This is a genomic window from Desemzia sp. AGC72 (genome assembly GCF_057334175.1).
The window spans coordinates 387,454-408,802 of record NZ_JBHFIG010000021.1 but is presented as its reverse complement, the minus strand read 5'-3'; the positions used below and the strand labels follow the sequence as shown (position 1 = coordinate 408,802).

The 21,349-nt window shown below is 38.6% G+C and carries 18 protein-coding genes; 13 read left to right on the top strand and 5 right to left on the bottom strand.

The annotated features are described in order from the left end of the window. Nucleotides 1-131: 131 nt before the first annotated feature. Nucleotides 132-455 (top strand): type II toxin-antitoxin system Phd/YefM family antitoxin, encoded by a 324-nt coding sequence (locus ACE025_RS10980; RefSeq protein WP_485939754.1) that lies wholly within the window; start codon nt 132-134, stop codon nt 453-455. Next, nucleotides 455-769, top strand: a complete 315-nt coding sequence (locus ACE025_RS10975; protein WP_485939753.1) for a hypothetical protein — start codon at nt 455-457, stop codon at nt 767-769. The genes ACE025_RS10980 and ACE025_RS10975 overlap by 1 nt, the downstream gene beginning before the upstream one ends. 103 nt (nt 770-872) lie before the next feature. Here the strand turns inward: ACE025_RS10975 and ACE025_RS10970 are convergent, their stop codons facing one another. After that, nucleotides 873-1,295 (bottom strand): hypothetical protein, encoded by a 423-nt coding sequence (locus ACE025_RS10970; RefSeq protein WP_485939752.1) that lies wholly within the window; start codon nt 1,293-1,295, stop codon nt 873-875. 267 nt (nt 1,296-1,562) lie between these two features. On the opposite strand from ACE025_RS10970, the gene ACE025_RS10965 reads away from it, so the two are divergent. The 7 genes from ACE025_RS10965 (at nt 1,563) to addA (ending at nt 12,990) form a co-directional block, all read left to right on the top strand. Next, a complete protein-coding gene (locus ACE025_RS10965) occupies nt 1,563-2,024 on the top strand; it encodes a hypothetical protein (protein ID WP_350457568.1) in 462 nt (153 codons plus the stop codon). Nucleotides 2,025-2,059: 35 nt separating this feature from the next. Further along, on the top strand, nt 2,060-2,764 hold the full coding sequence (locus ACE025_RS10960; protein ID WP_485939749.1) for a tRNA (adenine(22)-N(1))-methyltransferase: 705 nt from the start codon (nt 2,060-2,062) through the stop codon (nt 2,762-2,764). Further along, nucleotides 2,761-3,882 (top strand): Nif3-like dinuclear metal center hexameric protein, encoded by a 1,122-nt coding sequence (locus ACE025_RS10955; protein ID WP_485939747.1) that lies wholly within the window; start codon nt 2,761-2,763, stop codon nt 3,880-3,882. Before ACE025_RS10960 ends, ACE025_RS10955 begins: the two co-directional genes overlap by 4 nt. Nucleotides 3,883-3,967: 85 nt before the next feature. Further along, nucleotides 3,968-5,203 (top strand): peptidase T, encoded by a 1,236-nt coding sequence (pepT, locus tag ACE025_RS10950; protein ID WP_485939745.1) that lies wholly within the window; start codon nt 3,968-3,970, stop codon nt 5,201-5,203. A gap of 3 nt (nt 5,204-5,206) precedes the next feature. Continuing rightward, nucleotides 5,207-5,467, top strand: a complete 261-nt coding sequence (locus ACE025_RS10945) for a DUF1294 domain-containing protein (protein ID WP_485939743.1) — start codon at nt 5,207-5,209, stop codon at nt 5,465-5,467. Between the two features lie 118 nt (nt 5,468-5,585). After that, a complete protein-coding gene (locus tag ACE025_RS10940; RefSeq protein ID WP_485939741.1) occupies nt 5,586-9,203 on the top strand; it encodes a PD-(D/E)XK nuclease family protein in 3,618 nt (1,205 codons plus the stop codon). A gap of 1 nt (nt 9,204) precedes the next feature. Further along, on the top strand, nt 9,205-12,990 hold the full coding sequence (gene addA / locus ACE025_RS10935; protein WP_485939739.1) for a helicase-exonuclease AddAB subunit AddA: 3,786 nt from the start codon (nt 9,205-9,207) through the stop codon (nt 12,988-12,990). A gap of 413 nt (nt 12,991-13,403) precedes the next feature. On the opposite strand, the gene ACE025_RS10930 is transcribed toward addA, so the two are convergent. From ACE025_RS10930 to ACE025_RS10920, 3 genes are read right to left on the bottom strand one after another with little or no spacing between them, the layout of a single operon-like run. Next, on the bottom strand, nt 13,404-14,615 hold the full coding sequence (locus ACE025_RS10930) for a putative glycoside hydrolase (RefSeq protein WP_485939737.1): 1,212 nt from the start codon (nt 14,613-14,615) through the stop codon (nt 13,404-13,406). 1 nt (nt 14,616) lies between these two features. Beyond that, on the bottom strand, nt 14,617-15,453 hold the full coding sequence (locus ACE025_RS10925) for a polysaccharide deacetylase family protein (protein ID WP_485939736.1): 837 nt from the start codon (nt 15,451-15,453) through the stop codon (nt 14,617-14,619). A gap of 20 nt (nt 15,454-15,473) precedes the next feature. Further along, nucleotides 15,474-16,103 (bottom strand): YkyA family protein, encoded by a 630-nt coding sequence (locus ACE025_RS10920; RefSeq protein ID WP_485939734.1) that lies wholly within the window; start codon nt 16,101-16,103, stop codon nt 15,474-15,476. A 239-nt stretch (nt 16,104-16,342) separates the two neighbouring features. Here ACE025_RS10920 and lspA point away from each other — a divergent pair, with 239 nt between their 5' ends. From lspA to pyrR, 3 genes are read left to right on the top strand one after another with little or no spacing between them, the layout of a single operon-like run. Next, nucleotides 16,343-16,813 (top strand): signal peptidase II, encoded by a 471-nt coding sequence (gene lspA, locus ACE025_RS10915; RefSeq protein WP_485939732.1) that lies wholly within the window; start codon nt 16,343-16,345, stop codon nt 16,811-16,813. 21 nt (nt 16,814-16,834) lie between these two features. After that, nucleotides 16,835-17,746: an RluA family pseudouridine synthase gene (locus ACE025_RS10910; RefSeq protein ID WP_485939730.1), complete on the top strand. Its 912-nt coding sequence runs from the start codon at nt 16,835-16,837 to the stop codon at nt 17,744-17,746. A gap of 36 nt (nt 17,747-17,782) precedes the next feature. Beyond that, complete coding sequence (gene pyrR / locus ACE025_RS10905) at nt 17,783-18,334, top strand: bifunctional pyr operon transcriptional regulator/uracil phosphoribosyltransferase PyrR (protein ID WP_485939728.1); 552 nt, start codon at nt 17,783-17,785, stop codon at nt 18,332-18,334. 214 nt (nt 18,335-18,548) lie between these two features. Here pyrR and ACE025_RS10900 read toward each other — a convergent pair whose 3' ends face one another. After that, nucleotides 18,549-20,255, bottom strand: a complete 1,707-nt coding sequence (locus ACE025_RS10900; protein WP_485939727.1) for an NFACT RNA binding domain-containing protein — start codon at nt 20,253-20,255, stop codon at nt 18,549-18,551. Between the two features lie 200 nt (nt 20,256-20,455). On the opposite strand from ACE025_RS10900, the gene ACE025_RS10895 reads away from it, so the two are divergent. Beyond that, nucleotides 20,456-21,154, top strand: coding sequence for a carbonic anhydrase family protein (locus tag ACE025_RS10895; protein ID WP_485939725.1), 699 nt, complete (start codon nt 20,456-20,458; stop codon nt 21,152-21,154). The last annotated feature ends 195 nt before the right edge of the window (nt 21,155-21,349 follow it).

The following is a 21,349-nucleotide window of genomic DNA, read 5'->3' as shown; positions in this document are numbered from 1 at the left end:
CAGGACTTAAGTAAATAAATGCATATCTCATCCAAAGAAAGAGTCGTTAAAAACACTTTAATAAGATTTGAATAAAGGGCCTTTTTTAGATATAATAAATTAAAAGATTAAAGAAATGGAGGAAATCATAAATGTTAAAAACTTTTGACATGAAAATGAAATCCATTACTGAAGCAAAAAAAGAATTCTCAAAAATTGTAAAAGAAACAAATGAAACGGGCGAACCAACTTTCATTTTTAATCATAATAAACCTGAAGCTGTGATTCTTAGCAATGAGGTATATGAAAAGTTAGTTAATAGTTATAAGGAATTAGAAGAGAAACTTTTTTACACTCAAGTGCAAGGCAGAATCATTGAAGGTCCAGGCAAGCTTATTCCTGCTGAACAAGTTCTTGAGACAGAGCGAGAAACGAATCCATTTGTTACTATGTCTGATAAAGAGCTATTTGACTAATGGCTCAGGTGTATTTTTGGGAAGAAGCTCAAAAAGATTACAAGAAATTAGACGGCATACTAAAACAATGGGTGGACGCAGCTGAAGAGCGGTTAAAAATTCGAGGATCAGAGATTGGCAAGAGTCTTGGAAATACCAACTATGCAAAATTAGCAGGATTTAAAGAATTGAAAAACCAAAAACTGGGTATTCGTCTTATTTTTAAACCCTCTGTAAATGGAAAAATAGAAATAATCGAAATTGTTACTATTGGAAAAAGGGATGAAGAAAAAGTTTTTATTACAGCTGAGAAAAGAAGAGCAAAAAGACAATAACTTTTCAATTATCAACTACCTATAAACAACACTACACCCCTCGTGCCTATCTTATTTAGATAAGTACGAGGGGTGTAGTTTTTAGTATGATTCATATATGTATTTATTTCTGAATTAAATTCCTAAAGGACTTAGTATTTTCTACTTGAATATCTGATCCAAATTGGTTATTTATCTTTTCAATTAAATCCGTTAACCAGGATCCATACGGATAATCCACTTCAAAATCACAGTTCAATTCAAAAAAATCCACTGAATAATCAATATCGTATTTGTAACCAAGTAACCCCTCAGCAAAAGACAATATCCATTCTCTTTGTTTTTCAGTTAAATCGTCTAATACACCAACTTTTACAGAAAAGAAATTGTCTGAAGACTCGAAGGAATCATCAAATATAGCTTTTCCATAAGACTCAGGAGTACGATTTTTTGTATCGGTTATTAGGAAGTAAGCAATCGTTTCAGAATCTTCATCAAAACGATAAAACTCATGCTTCTCCGTTAAAAAGTATCTTGAAAAATTCAATACAACACCTCTTTTATAGATAATTCCGCAATTTTGGTTTCCAACGAATGAATATCATTGTTTTATTGCCTTTTCGTTATTTTATCCGTTTAAATGACACTAATCAATAGTCTTAGATTTTATAATCGGTTTAAGGCCATCATATAATACTCGTCCACATGTTTATTCGTAAAGGATATCTAACTAAAAAATCATACTTATCTAAGTAATTTCACTGAAAAACTGCTATACTGAAAAGGAACGAAAGTATGAGTGAGGAGCAATTACATGTTATCATTTGAAGAAAAAAAGGCTATTTTTGATAGCTACCCAGAACTAACAGCTACACCTGTATCCATGAATCGAGTGAATTACCATTTTGAAGGAAGTGCTATTGCCAAAACGATGGTCGTACGTTTCTTACACCCAAATGGCAATGCCTTGATTTATGCAGGGTACATGCCTAAAGAAGAAACGGAAAAAGAAGGGTATATTTCTGTTTTAGAAGCTTCTGAAGCTGAAATAAGAGATTTAGTAGATAAAGCTTTAGAATATTTGAAGAAAAAAGAAAACGGCTATGAAGTGGGATACCAAGAATTATGGACCAATCATTACGGCGAAAAATTGATTTTGCAGTATGATCACCCTATGTGGGCTGTACTCGTTGAGAACGGACAAATCGAAGGCATCTTCAAATCTAAAGAGGCAGCTGAAGGCTACTTGATGGATGAAGGATTCTTGGAAGATTAATTTAAAGAAACTGTACGTGGAGGAACGTTGTTGATATGGATGAAAAAAATTTGTCTTTGCGTCTGGAAAAAGTCGCAAACTATGTCAGAAGAAATGATCGTTTAGCAGACATCGGTTCAGACCATGCTTATTTGCCTAGTGCATTAGTCTTGAATGGAACGATTGAATATGCGATTGCAGGAGAAGTAGTGGATGGACCTTATCAATCTGCTAAATCGCATGTTTCTGAATTGGGATTTGAAAATAAAATCGATGTTCGTTTTGGAGACGGATTGGACGTCGTAGAGTTGGAAGATAACATCACAGCCATTTCGATTTGCGGAATGGGCGGCAGCTTGATTGCGTCTATTTTAGATAAAGGTTTCAACGCCGGGAAATTGAGTGGAAAAGAACGTTTATTGCTGCAGCCGAATGTTGGAGAATATACTTTGCGCAAATGGTTGGTCGAACATGATTACAAAATCGTTGCTGAAGACTTATTGGAAGAAAATCATAAACTGTATGAGATTATGGTTGCTGAAAAGAGCGATCAGCCTGTAGAGGCAACAGAAGCTGATTTGCAATTCGGATTTTTATTAAAAGAGGATCAAACGCCATTGTTCAAAAAGAAATGGCAACAAGAATTGCAGAAAAATCAGTACATCCAAACCAGTCTTGAGCAATCAAAGTCAGATCAGACAGAAAAACTTAAAATCGTGAGAGAGACAATTCAACAAATAGAGGAGTTGTTAAAGGCATGAGAATAACTGGAAAAGAACTTGTACAAAAATTTGAAGCATTTGCACCGTCTCATTTAGCGGAAGAGGGAGATCCAATCGGCTTGGCAGTTGGGACTTTAGACAAGCCTGTTTCGAAAATTATGGTCACATTAGATGTACGGCCTGAAGTGGTGGCAGAAGCGATTGAAAGCGGAGTGGATTTTATTTTTGCTCATCATCCGCCGATTTTCCGTCCTTTAAAAAATTTGACGAGCGATATTCCGCAAAACAAGATGTTCCATGATTTGATCAAGCATGACATCACGGTTTATGCAGCACACACCAATCTGGACATTACGGAAAACGGTATGAACGACTGGTTGGCAGAAGCAATCGGTTTATCCGACACAGAAGTAATGACAGAAACGACACGAGAATATTATAAGAAATTGGCTGTGATGGTCCCAGCTGAAAACGCTGCTGAAGTACGAGATGCTTTAACAGCTGCTGGAGCTGGACAAATCGGAACGAATTACGTCGATTGTAGCTACACGATTAAAGGTACGGGAAGATTTACGCCGATAAAAGGGGCGGATCCAACCATTGGGGATGTCAACGAAGCCGAAGAAGTGACGGAATTAAAAGTAGAAGTCGTCGTGCCGAATCGTTTAGTGAAATCCGTAGAACAAGCGTTGATCCAAGCTCATCCTTATGAAGAACCGGCTTATGATCTATACACGATCGAAAATTTGTATGACAGTTTTGGGTTAGGCCGTGTAGGAAATCTAGCAGAACCGATGACATTTATTGATTTTGCTCAAAAAATGAAAGAAACGTTCCAAGTAGACGGACTGCGCTATATCACGGATGATGAAAACCAGCTCATCAAACGAGTAGCGGTTTGTGGAGGAGATGGCGGCAAGTTTTATGCCGACGCGCTCAAAAAACAAGCCGATGTCTATATCACAGGAGATGTGTATTACCACGTTGGACACGATATGGAAGCGGACGGCCTTTCTGTTATAGATCCAGGACACCACATTGAACAAATTTGCAAACCGAAGCTGGTTGAGTTGTTCACAGAATGGAAAGAAGAAATGGATTGGGATGTAGAAATCGTTTCTTCCTCTTTAAATACAGATCCGTTTAAATTTTTGTAGACTAGTACTTGCACAAAAGGACTAAAGTAAGAGATAATATTCTAATAAGAATCATCATTACCGTAATGGAAGGAAGTTAATGCACATGTATGAAAATCTAATCCCACGTTTTATCCGCTATGTCAAAATGGAAACTCGCTCAGACGAAACCAGTACAACGATTCCAAGTACGCAGTCACAAGTAGAATTTGCTGAAAAATTGATGGAAGAGTTGAAAGAAATCGGCTTGTCTGATGTTTCTTACAATACTAAAAACGGTTTTGTAACAGCTACAGTTCCAAGTAATGTTGATGAAGACGTTCCTACGATCGGATTTATTGCGCATATGGATACAGCTGATTTCAATGCAGAGAATGTATCTCCGCAATTCCATGAGAACTACGATGGAGAAGCAATCGTTTTAAACGAAGCAGAGAATATCGTGCTTTCTCCAGAAGATTTCCCCAACTTGAAAAATTATGTTGGTCAAACATTGATCACTACAGATGGTACTACTTTACTAGGTTCTGATGACAAATCAGGTATCGCTGAAATCGTGACCGCTATGGAAACATTGATCAACGACGAGAACATCAAACACGGAAAGATCCGTGTAGGATTTGGACCCGATGAAGAAATCGGAATCGGAGCCGACTTATTTGATGTAGAAGAGTTTGACGCTGACTTTGCGTATACGATGGATGGTGGTCCAGTAGGAGAGCTGGAATTTGAAAGTTTTAATGCAGCTTCAGCAATCGTTACAATCCAAGGAAAAAACGTTCATCCAGGTACGGCTAAAGGAAAAATGGTGAATGCCATCAAATTGGCATTGGCTTTTGATGCTAAATTGCCTCAAGATGAAGTTCCAGAGAAAACTGAAGGACGTGAAGGTTTCTATCACTTACTAAACATTTCTGGAGAAGAAGAACAAGCTCAGTTGTCTTACATCATTCGTGATCACGACAGAGCGAAGTTTGAAGAACGCAAATCAACGATTGAGCAGATCGCAAAAGAAATGAACGAGACATTAGACAGTGATCGTATCCAAGTGGTCTTGAAAGATCAATATTACAATATGGGCGAAATCATCGAAAAAGATATGCGTCCGATTGAATTGGCTAAAGAAGCGATGGAATTCTTGAACATCGAGCCTGTTATTGAACCGATTCGTGGCGGAACAGACGGATCAAAAATTTCTTTCATGGGTCTTCCTACACCGAATATCTTTGCCGGTGGAGAAAACTTCCATGGTCGTTACGAATTCGTAGCGGTTGAAAGTATGGAAAAAGCTACGGATGTCATCGTTGCTATTGCTCAATTGAACGCTGCTAAAGGAGCATAGAACATGCTTTTAGTGTTTTATTTTCTTTTGGTGAATGTATGGTTATTCATTCTAATGGGCATCGATAAAAAAAGAGCCAAGCGGAATCAATGGCGGATCGCCGAAAAAAGTTTGTTGCTGCTGGGTTTAGTTGGCGGCGGTTTAGGCGGTCTAGTCGGTATGGAACTGTATCGACACAAAACTAAGCAAGTAAAATTCAAAATCATTTATGGGATAGGCTTACTGATTATGGTAGGGAGTTTAGCTTACGCTCAATTAAGATAAAATTAGAGAACGAAAAAAGCGGACAAGTGTTCTGTTTTTTTCGTTCTCTTTAGTTATTAGACAGTTGGATATATGGTAAAATAGAGAAAGAATAGTCAAAAAATAGGCGGTGAAATTCGTGGGATTACAATTTAAATTAGGAAGAGCCAATACAGATAAACGAGATGGCATGTTGAATGAAATTTCGGAGCTATTGAATGAAAATAGAGAAACAAAAGTGTTTTATCTTGTGCCGGAACACATCAAATTTGATGCTGAAATGACGGTCTTAAAAGAATTAGGGGAAAGAGAACCTTTTAATCGCCAAGAATTGCTGGGAATGATGGATGTCCAAGTCCTCAGTTTCAGTCGTTTAGCTTGGTTTTTATTGCAAGATTCAGATCTGTATGCTCGACCTCAATTAACGCAAACCGGTTTATCAATGCTGTTGAGAAAATTATTGCTACAATATGAAGAAGATTTAACTATTTATAGAGGCGAAGTACGGAAAAACGGATTTATCCAAAAACTGAGTGATTTGTTTTTCGAATTGCGCAGCGGACGTATCTCAACAGAAGATTTAGCCCAAATGGTGCATTTATTAGGCGAAACACCTCAAGAAGCTGACTTTAAGTTGAAACTGCAAGATATTTCGTTGATTTACCAAGCATATGGAGAAGCAGTCAAAGGCAAATACATCGAGTCAGAAGATGTGATCACTGCACTTATTGACAAAGTCCGTAATATGGACATGTCAGATACCTATGTTTATATCGAAGGATTTTATCAGTTTACGGCCCAAGAACAAGAGCTTATTTTGGCTCTGATGCAGCAAGCCAAGAAAGTGACGATAGCATTGACGTTAGACAAGCCCTATCCGACTGAAAAACCGGATTTATTAAGTCTGTTCCGAGTAACAGGAACGACGTATTACAAAATCTATCAAGCTGCCCGTAATAATGGGATCAAAGTTTACTTAGACAACATCATCTCTTCAAAAAACAATCACTATTGCGGAGAACTTAATCAGTTAGAAGAATATTGGATCGAAAGCAACGAATTGTCTCCCGTTCAATCGAAACAAATAGCAGACCATTCTACGATGGGCGAGTGTATCGAAGTATGGGGAGCTGAAAACAAACAAGCAGAAGTCAATCATGTGGCTACTGAAATCATCAAATTGGTCGCCAGCGGGAAATACCGATACAAAGACATTCTAGTTTTGGCGCGTAACCCAGAGGAATACCGTACGCTTCTGGAACCAACATTTGACAAGCATCATATCGAAACGTTTTTCGATAGTGCAGAAGTCATGTCTCACCATCCATTAAGTGAATTATTAGACGCTTTATTTGCGATTAAGAAGAACAATTGGCGTTATTCAGATGTGATGCGTTTTTTAAGAACGGAATTGTTCTTGCCGGCTTTTACAGCGCCATTGAATACTGATCGTCTGGTACGCACAAAACAATTCATAAAACATGCGCAACAATATAGAGATGCAGTAGATATTACAGAAAATGTCGTTCTGGCTTATGGATACGAAGGTTACCATTGGACGAAAAAAGACCCATGGAAATATACGCGGTTCCATTATGACGAAACGGATTTCCAATCAGATGCAGATGTCATTTTTGAACAGACAGCCAATCAAATCAAAGATTTTCTAAATCACACATTGGTTCCGTTTTTTAAACGTCTGGATAAAGCTGAGACAAGTATGGATGCTGCCCGTATTCTTTATCAATTTTTAGAGTCTAATGGTGTTCCGGAACAACTGTTGTTCTGGCGTGATCAATTGATCGAACAAGAGGATTTGGAAGGGGCACGAAGACACGAACAAGTGTGGCAAGTGTTTACCGAGATGTTAGATGAATATGTGGAAGTATTAGGGGAGCAAGAATTTGACGAAGAAAGCTTCCGTATGATCTTGATTACTGGGTTTGAGAATGCTTCTTACAGTATTGTCCCTCCAACGATTGATCAAGTAATCTTTTCAGGGTTAGCCGGAACTAGGATCGGTACGGCTAAAGTGACATTTATTCTCGGAATGACTAATGTCAATTTGCCGATCAAAGCAGAAAACAAGACGATGCTGACAGAAGAAGACCGTTCGTTGATCGAAGGCTATCTCGCAACGGAAGAGAAATACTTGAAACCTTCTGTTGAATCTCAAATGGCTGCTGAACCTTTTATTGCGTACCAAGCCTTTCTTGATTCTTCAGATAAATTGTATTTGACTTACCCAACCAGCAGCGAAGCAAAAGAAAGTCCAAAACTGTCTCCATATGTTCAGCGAATCGCAGATCATTTTTCATTGAAGATCCAATCTAAACAAGCGGACATTACTTCACTGACAGAATTGACCAAAGAAACGGTGCTGTCTTTTATCGGTTCTCGAGAAGCAACTATGGGACAACTTTTAATGGTATTGAGAAAAGCGCAAGACAGCCAAGATGATTTACATCCGTTTTGGAAAATGCTGTACTTGTATTTTAAAAACAACGACCGCACAGCTAAGCGATTCAAGCGTCTTGTGGAGAGCTTGCGTCAAAAAAATATCCCGATTCCATTGACAGAAGATCTGGCAGAAAAATTATATGGAAAAGACCTGTATTTATCCGTTTCTCAGCTTGAATCGTATTACGCTGATCCGTTTTCTCACTTTTTGACGTACGGATTGAAGCTAAGGGAACGTAATGTCTTCGAATTATCACCGGCTGGAACGGGAGAATACTTCCATGAAGCCTTGGATCTGCTGTTCAAAACGCTGATCGACCGAGATGTGACATTTGATCAACTGGATAATCAAGCTCTGGAGCGATTAACAGAAGAAGTATTGGAATCACTGGTCTCTAAAAACAAGTACCAAATTTTATCAGCGTCCAATCGCATGCATTACATTCGCGAGCAGCTAGCCAATACCATCAAGCGAGTAGCATGGGCGATTCAACATCAAAGCAGACGGACCAATATGGAAAACGCGAAAACAGAAGTGCTGTTTGGACGAATCGCTGCTCAAAAGGGGATCGAAGGACATGTTTTCCCATTGGATAATGGCGGAGAACTGCATTTGAGAGGGAAAATTGACCGAGTGGATGCAATGGAGATCAACAACAAACATTACTTATCTGTAGTCGATTACAAATCCAGTAAACACTCGTTTAGTTTTATTGATGCTTACTACGGGTTAGCTATGCAGATGCTGACGTATTTAGATATTGCCGTAGAACATTCCGATGAATTGATCGGCAAAAAAGCTGTTCCGGCTGGTGCTTTTTACCTGCAAGTACAAAATCCTTTCCTTAAAGAAGGAACGTTCAGCGATGAAGATTCGTACCGAGAATCTTTATTGAAGCTGTACAAAATGGACGGATTTTTACTCGATGATGAAGACATGCTGGATGCGTTGGATCTGACGGTTGAACCGAAGAAAAAATCGCTGATCTATCCATTTGAACAGTTGGCTAAAGGGACAATGAAGTCCAACAAATTTGTGACCCTAGATGATATTGAGACGTTACTGAACTTCAATAAACAAAAAATCATTGAAGCCGGAAACAATATTATCAAAGGAGATACGCGATTGAGTCCAATCAAAGAGAAAAGTTCATTTATCTCTTCTGTCAACGGCCCTTTGAAAGCTGTTTCGTTCTTTGATGCCGCTTTGTATACAGAAAATAAATACCGCCGAATGGAAAAATTAAGTATGGAAGAGATACTGGAACGCATGAAACGAGAAGGAGGACTGCTGTAAAATGAGAGAATTACCCTTAAAACCTGAAAATAGTCGTTTTACAGATGACCAATGGCAAGCCGTCTACGATGCCGGGACTAATTTATTGGTCTCTGCTTCTGCCGGTTCCGGAAAAACGACTGTTTTAGTTGAACGAGTGATCGAAAAAGTCAAAGCAGGAACAAATGTGGACGAACTGCTGATTGTAACTTATACAGATGCAGCAGCTCGAGAAATGAAAGAGCGTATCCAATCTGCTTTACAAAAAGCGATCACTGGCGAAAGTTTGATTAGTCAAAAAAGACATCTCGTCAAACAAATCCCGATGTTGTCTCAAGCTTCGATCAGTACGATTCACTCGTTTTGTTTACAAGTCATCCGCCGGTATTACTACTTGATCGATTTAGATCCTGTGTTTCGTTTGCTGACGGACTCGACCGAGATCGTCTTATTGCAAGAAGATGTATGGAACGATGTCAGAGAAGAACTATACGGCGAAGAAGACAGTTTATTCAAGACATTGACGAGTACGTATTCAAATGACCGTACCGACAGCGGACTACAAGATCTAGTCTTTTCATTGTTTGAATTTTCTCGTGCCAATCCCAATCCGGAATTATGGCTGGAACATTTAGGAGACTTATATGAAGTCGATGAAGCTTCTTTTACAACCAGTACGTTATTTACTGAATTACTCAAACCTCAAATTAGAGAAATCTTAGTTGGGCTTGAAGAACAATACAACTACGCAATCAGTATGGGCGAGAACAGTGATGACCTTAGCGCCAATAAAGAACTGTTGGAAGCAGAAGGCAATCATATTACTGAATTGCTGCACTTGCTGAATGAGGGGAATGTCGAAGCAATCTATCAGTCGATGCGTTCATTTGAATTTGCTCGATGGAAGAGTCCTAAAAAGAATGCCGATGAAGAAATCAAAGAAGTCGCACAAGATATGAAGTCAATTCGCGATCAGAATAAAAAACGGTATCAAACAATGAAAGATGAATATTTCGCAGCACCTCTGGCAGATCAAATCGAGTTGATGCACAAAACCGTGCCTTTGATCAAAGAGATGAGCCGAGTGACGCAACTCTTTTCTACAGCTTATACAGCTAGAAAAAGAGAACGGAATTTGCTTGATTTTAATGACTTGGAACATTTGACGTTAAATATCTTAGCGCAATTTGATGAGGGGACATGGACTCCGACTGAAGCGAGTATGCATTATAGAGATAAGTTTAAAGAAGTGATGGTAGATGAGTACCAAGACGTCAACCAACTGCAAGAGAATATATTGTACTGGCTGACTCAGCAAGAAACAGATTTCGGAAATTTCTTTATGGTGGGGGATGTTAAACAGTCCATTTATTCGTTCCGTCTAGCTGATCCTGGATTGTTTTTGAAAAAATACGAATCTTATGGAAAAAACCAAGACGGTGAGCGAATCATCTTAGCGGATAATTTCCGTTCCCGAGGAGAAGTCCTTCAATTCATCAACTTATTGTTCATACAATTGATGGATAAATCGGTTGGACAAATGGAGTACGATGAAGCGGCCAAATTGGTCCAAGGATTTACTGATTTTCCTGCTTCCCAAACTCATCAGCCAGAGATTCTTATATTTGAAAAAGAAACCGAAGACGAAACGGAACTGGAAGAAGAGATGGACGAGTTCGGAATCGAAACAAAAACAGAAGGCGAATTGATGATGGTCGGACAAAAAATCAAATCGCTGGTGGATGATGGATTCCCGATTTACGATAAAAAGAATAAAACTCACCGTCCAATCCAGTATTCAGATATCGTGCTATTGACACCGACTAAGAAAAATAACGCGACGGTTCAAGCTTTGTTTAAACAATTAGGCATTCCTTTATTGGTAAATGATACACAAAATTATTTCCAGACGACTGAAGTGACGATTATGATGTCGTTGTTGAAAGTCATTGATAATCCGTATCAAGATATACCATTGGCTAGTGTGCTGCGTTCACCTCTAGTAGGACTGAACGAAAGGGAAATGGCATATATTCGGATCACGAAGAAAACAGGCGACTACTATGATGCCGTTTTAACGTTTTACCGTGAATACCCTGGAACGACGAAAGAAACCTCTTTTACAGATCGCTTGTATGAAAAAATTGGTTTATTTTTAGAGCGAATGAATACGTGGAGAGAAATTGCTCGTCGGGGATCTATCGTGACGCTGATCTGGAGTATTTATCAAGAAACTGACTTCTTGGATTATGTCGGCGGAATGGCTTCCGGAAGACAGCGAAAAGCCAATTTGCATGCGTTATACGAACGAGCAGCTAGTTACGAACAGACAAGCTTTAAAGGATTGTTTCAGTTTGTCCGCTTTATCGAAAAAATGCAGCAAAAAGATAAAGACTTAGCTGAACCAACCGCTCTTTCTGAAGATGAGAACGCCGTGCGGATTATGACAATCCATGCGAGTAAAGGATTGGAATTTCCAGTCGTTTTTGTTTTAGATTTGACGAAGAGGTTCAACTTGCAAGACACGATGAACAGTTATGTGTTCAATGAACATTTGGGAGTAGGAACAGAGTACAAAGACTTACAAAAGAGAGTCCGTTTTACTACTCTTCCAGAAACAGTATTAAAAGTAGAGAAAAAGAAAAAATTATTGGCGGAAGAAATGCGTAAATTATATGTAGCCTTGACTCGAGCAGAAGAAAAACTGTATTTAGTCGGTTCCTATAAAAATGAAGAAGCCGCTTGGAAAGATTGGGGCGTCGTCAGCTCTCATCAACAAACCGTATTGCCGAGCGACTTGCGCTTAACAGCCAATAGTCTGATGAAATGGATTGGGTTGGCGATCGTCCGTCATCCAAACACCCAGAATGACTTCTTGCACATTACGGCTAAAAATGGAGAAGTACAAAAACACCCTGCATCATTCAGTGTTCATTTTACGAATGAAAAAGAACTGCTTCAGCAAAATGAAGCATTAGAAGTAGATTTTGATGCTGTAAAATGGTTGGAGCAATTAGAAGCCGCTCCAGTTGTAGAACTGAGTGATCCTTTGCATCAAGAGTTTAAGGAAGTCAAACGACTATTGGAGCATAAGTACGCTCATCAAGCTGCAACTCATACAACGAGTTATCAATCTGTATCTGAAATTAAGCGTATGTTTGAAGAGCCTCATGAAGGACAACTGGCGAAAATTGATATCAGTCAACCCATAAATCAAAATCGATATACAGAAGACAAATTGAGAAGGCCCACATTCTTAACGGAAACGACAGCTCCAACAAGTGTGGAGATTGGGACAGCGACTCATTTGGTACTGCAATCGATCGATTTACACCAAACACCGACGCTTGAATCTGTTCGTACGTTGATTGCTGAACTAATCGAGAGAGGTTTGCTGCAAGAAGAGACCGCTAAACGAATTGAAGCCGAAAAAATCGTCGCCTTTTTCACTACACCAGTCGGGGAATTGATTGTGAAAGATGCCGAATACGTTAAGAGAGAAAAAGTCTTTTCTTTATTGATGAGCGCATCATCTATTTTTTCCGATATGGATGACAGTGTGAAAGATAAGGTTCTGATACATGGGATCATTGATGGATACATCGAATATTCTGACCATGTAATCTTGTTCGATTACAAAACTGACCGTTTAGAGCGGTTTAAAGAACGAGCAGAAGAAGAGATGCTCAACAAATACAAAGGGCAATTGCTTTTGTATAAGTCTGCCTTGGAATCCATCCTAGACAAACCCGTCACAGCCGTTTATTTATGCTTGTTGGACAACGCAAGCGTAGTAGAAGTGAAATGATTTCAAAAGTAACGAGAGGTTAAGGTAAAAGCAGTTTTCTAAAAATCTATAAACTCACATAAGACAACGAACAGCAACTTAATTATCAAGTTGCTGATCGTTGTCTATTTTGTCATATAGGACTCGATTTTAAGATGATTAGATGTTTTGTGTTATTTTTAGGTTAGGTGAAAACAGGAGGAGGATGCATATGAAAAAGTTTTTTAAAGAAAATTGGCGGATTATGATAGGAGGGCTTATCTCTGGATTCATTATTGCAGAATTAATGAGAACTTTTGTCTTTTGATACAGAAGCAGAAAATAACATTATCCATCCTAAACACGTAGTAAAATAGCTATGGAATGCGAAAGAGAAATGAATATAAATAAAAAGAGGCTGAGAAAATTTATTTTCCCAGTCTCTTTTTTTATGGTTATTCTAAATCGTAATTAACGCCTCTAGTGTAAGTGTTGCCTGCGTCCCATAATAAGAACTCATTGACACCGGCTTCTTTCAAGGCTTTGATTTGAGCTTCGATTTCTGCTGGTCCATATTCTCTGTAGTTTCCAGCTCCTAAATAAGAAGCCGTGAAATCTTGCAGCCATGGACGAGATTGAGGTGGAGTATCTAATTTGCCTAATACGTCATTTTCGACTTTCATGTATTCAGAGACTAATTTGTACGGTTCCAAATCGGGTTTAGCTATTCCAAAATATGAACCCCAGTGACTTGGGTAAATCATAGAAGAAATCACATCTACGTTTTCTGAGATCTTAGAGAAGTTTTGCCCAATACCAGGTGCTTCAGGAACAGTAGCAGAGTATCCGAAAATATCTACAGAAACTTCTACACCATAAGGTTCCAATTCTTTTTTAGCATATTTCACAAAGTCCGTTACGGCTTCTACACGTTGTTGAATATCATCCAGCCCTTTTTCTTGATAGTCACCGTAAGTATACTTCAATTCATCAGAACGAGTCTCGAATCCTTCAGGGAAACGGACATAGTCAAATTGAATTTCTTTGAAGCCCATTTTAGCGGCTTGTTTAGCGATCTCTACGTTGTATTCCCAAACTTCTTGAGAGAATGGGTTAACAAAACTTTCTCCACGTCCGTTTTTCCATACTGAACCGTCATCATGCGTGAAACTCAATTCTGGACGAGCTTCTGCTAAACGAGTATCTTTAAACACTACTACACGAGCAATAGGGTAGATTTGGTGTTCTTCCATATGTTTCATCATTTGAGCAGGGTCAGAAACGTAATTTTGAGTATTTTCTTTGATCAATGGGTTATCAGATTTCAAATCGAATGTCATATCGCCGAAATCGTCTTTTACATCAATAACCATTGCGTTCAACTCGGTGTCGTTCAATAGCTGAGTCAAGTTTGCTAAGCGGGCACCGCCTGCCGAATGACCCGTCAAATAAATCCCTTTAACGCCATCTTCGGGATAAGCAATATTAATCCCGCTGTCGTAAGCGAATTGGCTAGGAAACTTCTCAGGAATCGTCAATAAAGATTCATTGTGAATCGTTAATAATTGTGTTTCAGTTTTTTCTTCTGCAGTTGCTTCAGTCGAAAAAGCAGCCATCAATAACGCAGCCGAAACTGGAATAAACCATTTTAAACGGTGTTTTTTCATCTTACTCTTCCTCGCTTTCTGGTGAAGCAATCAATGTAGGGTCTACAAAACTGTAGCCTTGTTCTTCTAAGCCTTCAATGATCGGAAGGATTGCTTCATTTGTCCATTCTCTATCATGCATTAAAATATTGGCTCCGTTGTACAATAATTCGGTATTCAACGTAATATCGATCAATGATTCTGCATCTTGATAACCGGGTTGGAAATCATATCCAAACGTCCAATTCATCAACGTCATGTTTTCTGCTTCAACGATTTCTCTGGAAACATCTGTGTTCGCACCATGAGGGGCACGGAAGAAGCGCGGTTTTTGACCAGTGACTTCTTCGATCAATTGACTGGTCTCTAAGATTTCAGCTTCTTGTTCCTCAGGAGAAATGTTTTGCAAATTTTGATGAGTTTGAGTATGGTTGCCAATCTCAAATCCTAATTCATAAATTTCTTTTAATGCTTCTTTTCCTTCGTCAGATTCTATGTACATCCCATTTACGAAGAATATAGCAGGTGCATCGATTTCTTTCAATTTACGGGCAATCTCCACGCTGTATTTGTCTGGTGCATCATCAAAAGTCAGCAGAGCGACTTTTTCTTCTCCAGCTGATTCAGCAATCGGTTCAATAGCATAATTGGTTTGATTCACTTGGTAACGATATTCTACATCTTCTTCAACAGGCTCTTCTGATTCTGATTCAGCTGTTGACTCCGATGAGCTTTCTTGTTCCGCTATTTCACTTGAAGCAATAGAAGAAGATTCGTCAGTTTCTTCAGCCGTTTCTTGGTTGCACCCTGCCAGTAGGACGGTGCTGAATAATGCAAAAGCTACTAATTTGTGTTTCATCTTTCAGCCTCCTCATCGGTTTATTTTTGTGATTCTTCTAAAGCAGCGGTCGCTTCAGTACGAGAAGTTTGTAATTGGACCAATTGATCATCTAATTGGATCAATAGTTCATTCGTTCCCGCATGATTGTCATTGATTTGCTCAATACCTGATTCTAAAGTTTGATATGTAGCATCTTCAGCAGTGAGCGATTGGAAATATTTTTCTTGATTTTCCAAAGAACCACTGTATTGCTCAATAAACTGATCCAATGTACTTTTAACTGTTTTTAGATTATCTTCCACAGCTGTCAGTTCTTCATCAGGTAACTCTTTGCTATCGATTGCAGTCAATTCGTCTAAATGACTTTTTAAGTTGTCACTGGATTCTTTCAAACTATCCAAATCAGTTTGACGTGTTTCAATATTATCAAAAATGGAAGCTGATCCATCTTTTAATGTGCTAAGTTTCTCATCTTCCGTTAATGTTTTTTCAAATTCGGTTTGTACAGAAGATTCTTTGGAAGTAATAGCATTCAGTTTTTCTACGATCGTACTCTCATCTGTCTCAATTTGAGCAGTAATGTCTTCTGCTTGTGCAAAACCAGTCTCGCAACCAGCTAAAGCAGTGCTTATTCCAAGCAAACCTACAGCGCTAAGTAATTTTTTCATTGTCTAACTCCCTTTATGACTTGACGTATGTTTCATTCGCTAAATACGAACTTGGATTAATTATAGCAAACGCTTTTCTCATCACCAAAGGAAAAGCTGCTTTTTCGAGAAGTTCTCATATTTATGCCATAAATTGAAAGGCTATTCATATGTGCTTTTAAAAATAAACCTGTCTCTTACCTCCAGAATCATGTAAAATAGGAATGTGTTATGATTAGAGAGTGAAGTGAGGGTTTGAAATGTATATATATTATATCTTAGCTGTTTTGATGGTGGGCTTAGATCAATGGACAAAAATACTTACCGTCGACAATATTGCGTTGTATGAAACAATTGAATTCATCCCAGGAGTATTGTCATGGACATATATTCAAAATGATGGGGCTGCTTGGAGTATATTAGAAGGACAAATGTGGTTCTTTTATATCGTAACAACAGTCGTTCTTGTAGTGCTGGTTTATAACATGCAGAAGTATGGAAAAGGAGACCGCTTATTCTCATGGGCGTTAACTTTTATCCTAGCTGGAACGATCGGGAACTTTATAGATCGCTTGAGATTGCAGTATGTCGTTGATATGATCAAATTGGAGTTCATTAATTTTCCAATATTCAATCTTGCAGACAGTTTATTATCCGTGGGAGTCGTGTTATTGGTAGTTTATGTCTTTGCAGATGAAAGAAATGAGAAAAAGAAAAAACAAACGGGTTAACTAAAAAAGGAGTTTACAAGCATGACAAATGAATATGAAATTACAATAAAGCAGCAAAAGGGAAGAATCGACAAAGTATTAGCTGAGATCATCCCCGACAAAACGCGTTCAGCGATCCAATTGTGGATCAAAGACGGATATGTGCTGGTAAATGATGAAGCTGTAAAAACGAATTACAAAGTTCAAGTCGGCGACGAGGTCAAGATTACTGAACCTGAATTGCAAGAATTAGATGTAGCAGCAGAAAACATTCCTTTGGAAATCGTGTACCAAGATGAAGACGTGGTCGTGATCAATAAACCTCAAGGAATGGTTGTTCACCCTTCCGCAGGTCATCCTAATGGAACATTAGTAAATGCATTGCTATACCATATCCATGATTTGTCAGGAATCAATGGGAAAATCCGTCCAGGAATCGTCCATAGAATTGACAAAGACACATCCGGATTGCTGATGGTCGCAAAAAATGACTTGGCTCATGAAAAATTGGCGGCACAATTAAAAGATAAAACCAGTATTCGTGAATATGTAGCTCTAGTACATGGCGTCATTCCTCATGAAAAAGGAACAATTGATGCGCCTTTAGGCCGTTCAAAATTAGACCGTAAAAAACAAGATATTGTTGACGGAGGAAGAGAAGCCGTGACACATTTTAAAGTCCTAGAACGCTTCAAAGATTTTACCTTAGTTTCTCTAACACTGGAAACTGGGCGTACACATCAGATTCGTGTACACATGAAATACATTGGTTACCCAGTTGCAGGAGATCCAGTGTACGGACCTCGTAAAACATTGCCTGGAAAAGGTCAATTTTTACATGCTAAAAAATTAGGCTTCAAACATCCTAAAAACAATGAAATGATGATATTTGAAAAAGACATTCCTGAGATATTTGAAGAAACTCTCAATAAATTGCGCAATATTACAGAGTAACAATTATCATAACAAGCAAAAGAATGGAGGAATACGATGGCTTATCAGTCTGAAGTAGAAGTAGTAGATGCAGCTGCAATGGGTCGAGCTTTAACGCGTATCTCTTATGAGATCATCGAGCGCAACAAAGGGGTAGATAATATCGTTTTGGTCGGTATCAAAACGAGAGGGATTTTTATCGCTCAACGCATCGCAGAAAAGCTACAACAATTAGAAGGCGTAGAAGTACCGATGGGAGAATTGGATATCTCGTTATATCGAGACGATGTCCACACGAGTCGAGACACAGATCCTGAAGTGAAGGGGGCAACTATGCCTGTTTCTATTGAAGGTAAACAAGTTGTCTTAGTGGATGACGTTCTTTACACTGGAAGAACAGTCCGCGCAGCTTTAGATGCTTTGATGGATATCGGGCGTCCTGAAAAAATCTTGTTAGCTGTTTTGATCGATAGAGGACATAGAGAATTGCCTATACGTGCTGATTTTGTTGGTAAAAATATTCCTACATCATTGGATGAACAAGTGAAAGTGGCCGTAGAAGAAGTGGACGGAGAAAACCATGTCCTGATTCAAAAACTAGCCAACTAAAACTTTATTACCAAAAAAGAATACTTTGAAAGTCCCTGATCTCATCAATGTTAGAAATGATGAGATCAGGGACCTTTTATTTGAATACTGATTATAGTTTTTAAACTGAGTTTGAAAGTAGAGCAAGATGGAATTTTGGCAATTCAAGCATACAAAGTCACAAAAAAAGTACTCAATGAACAAAATTCATTGAGTGCTTTTTTGGTATATCCGTTTAAGACGATGCTTTTAAGCGTTCAACCAGTTCTTCGTCTGGAGTAACATAAAGAGTTTGTTGTCCTTCATAAATCACGAAACCGGGTTTAGCTCCATTTGGCTTGCGGATTTTTTTAACGTCCACATAGTCTACTGGAACAGAAGAGGATAATCTAGATTTGGAGAAGTAGGCCGCAATGTTGGCTGCTTCTAAGAGCGTTTCTTCGCTTGGATCACTGTCTTGAATGATGACATGTGAACCAGGAATATCTTTCGTATGCAGCCAAATATCTGTTTTGCGAGCTGTTCTTAGCGTCAATTGGTCATTTTGGAGATTGTTTTTTCCAACTAAAATCGTTGTTCCGTCAGTTGATTTGTACTGATCCGGTTTGCTGGATTTTTGGTTTTTCTGTTTCTTTTTCGTTTTTTTCTTCAAGTAGCCTTCTTGGATCAGTTCTTCACGGATTTCAGCAACATCTTTAGGAGTAGCTAATTCCAATTGAGTTGTAATAGAATCTAAATAGTCGATTTCATCTCTTGTTTGTGCCATTTGTTCTGTTACATAAATAACGGCATTTTTCAATTTTTGGTATTTTGAAAAGTATTTTTGTGCATTTTGTGAAGGGGTTTTTCTTGGATCCAGTGTAATCATTATGGGTTCGTTATCGTCGTAGAAGTTTTGCAATTCTACCGATTCTTGACCCTTCGTCAATTCATGCAAATAAGCAGTCAGGATCTCGCCTCTGATGCGGTAATCATCCGCTTGTTCCGTCTCATCTAATGTACGCTGCAACTTCGCCAATTTTTTCTTGTTTCGTGAAGATTCAGTCTGCAAAATGTGGAATAAGTTAGCTGCTTGTTGTTTTACTCTGTCTTTTTCCGCTTTATTGCGGTAAATATCATCCAACAATTCGCTAAGAGAAGAAAAGTGGGTTTCAGCACCAGCCAAAGAAGCATACGGTACTGGTGTGAACCATTCTTTATTGTCTACATTTGTTTTTGTCGGTTGAAGCTGGTATTCCTTGATCGTACTGAAGAAACGATGAAAAACTTCCGGCAACTGAGTTTGGTCTTTTTGAGCCAAGAAAGCTAATTCCTTAGCTGTATCCGTTCCGATTCCTTGAAAATGACTTTGGATACTTTTTTCAAATGACATCTCATCAGTCATTACTAAGTCAGCTGGAAAATCTTCATCAGCCATAGTAAATGGATTCAATTTATCTTGATGAGGCGGTTCGACATAAGTGGTTCCCGGCATGATCAAGCGGTAAGAATTCTGGCTGCTGGGAATGTGTTTGATCGCATCTAAAATGCGCATCGTATCTTGTTCGATAATGAAAATATTGCTGTGTCTTCCCATCAATTCAACGACCATCATCACATTTTGGATGTCTCCGACCTCGTCGCGACTTTTGAAAAGGAATTTGATGATCCGATCATTTTCAACTTGCTCGATATTTTCTAGTACAGCTCCTTCCAGATGTTTACGCGCCATCATACAAAACTGAGGAGGCGTATCCGGATTCTCGTAAGGAATGTTCGTCAACTGAATACGGGCATAGCTGGGATGCGCAGATAAAAGCACTTTTTGATTCTTTCCATTAGCTCGTATAGCGAGGATCAATTCATTTTGGTAAGGTTGATGAATTTTTGAAACTCTTCCATTCACCAAAGCCTCTTTTAATTCAGCGACCATTGCATGGGTAAAAACGCCATCAAATGACATGTGTATCCCTTCTTTCTAACTATTCATTCTTATCTGCCCTTACTGCGGGAGATAATTTGTCTATTAAAGAGTATATCATTTTTAATGTCTCAAAAATAGCGAAGCCGCTTTGTTTTTTAACCGAAAAGTAAAATCACTTGAAATCAATAAGGCTTATTGGGTACAATATACCTTGTTTTAACAAAAAAGAGGTGTAAAAAATGGAATGGAGTTACCAAGGACAAAACGGTCCAGAGTATTGGAGCCGATTATGTACAGACTTTAAAAGGGCAGAAGAGGAAGCCTCATGGCAATCTCCTATCCCTTTAAACACAGCAGCAACTCGTCAAGAACCTAAAAAAGACGATACGATTTTATTTAAAAAAGAAAAAATCAAAATAAAAACTGATTTTTACAATCATACAGTCCATTTATCGCCAGCAGAGGGTAACGAAGCTTCTGTAGTATTCCAGGATACATTGTATGCATTGCAAGATATCCATGCGCATTTACCGAGTGAACATACGATAGATGACCATTCTTTCGAATTGGAGATCCATTTTGTGTATCGTTCTGCCGATGATCAAATATTGGTGTGCGGTGTCATGGGCGAATCGGATTATGGTGCTGTATCACCTTTATCAGGAGACCTGTACGATCGATTTTTGAAAGAAGACTCACTAAAAAAACACTACACGCTTAATCTGGATTTAAATGTACTGATCCCTGAAGATTCATCTTTTTATCATTACAGCGGATCTTTGACGACACCGCCTACAATGGGACCTGTCACGTGGATTGTTATGAAACAGCCTATTTCTCTACCGACTGACTTTGTTAAAGCATTTGAGAAAGTAATTGGTCAGACTAATCGCCCATTACAACCGGTTAAAGAGAGAACGGTCTATTTCTATCATTGATCAAAAGAAAGTCTGATTTTGGGCTTGACAGTTATTAACTGGAAGCGTACTATTGATTTACTATCATTTTAACGAAGAGGAGATTCAACATGAACCAACACTATCGCACTGTCCAACAATTACATATGGATTGGCAAAGCCAAAATAGATAGGTTGATTTATGAAAAATCATGGATACAACCTTCAGTGAACTGA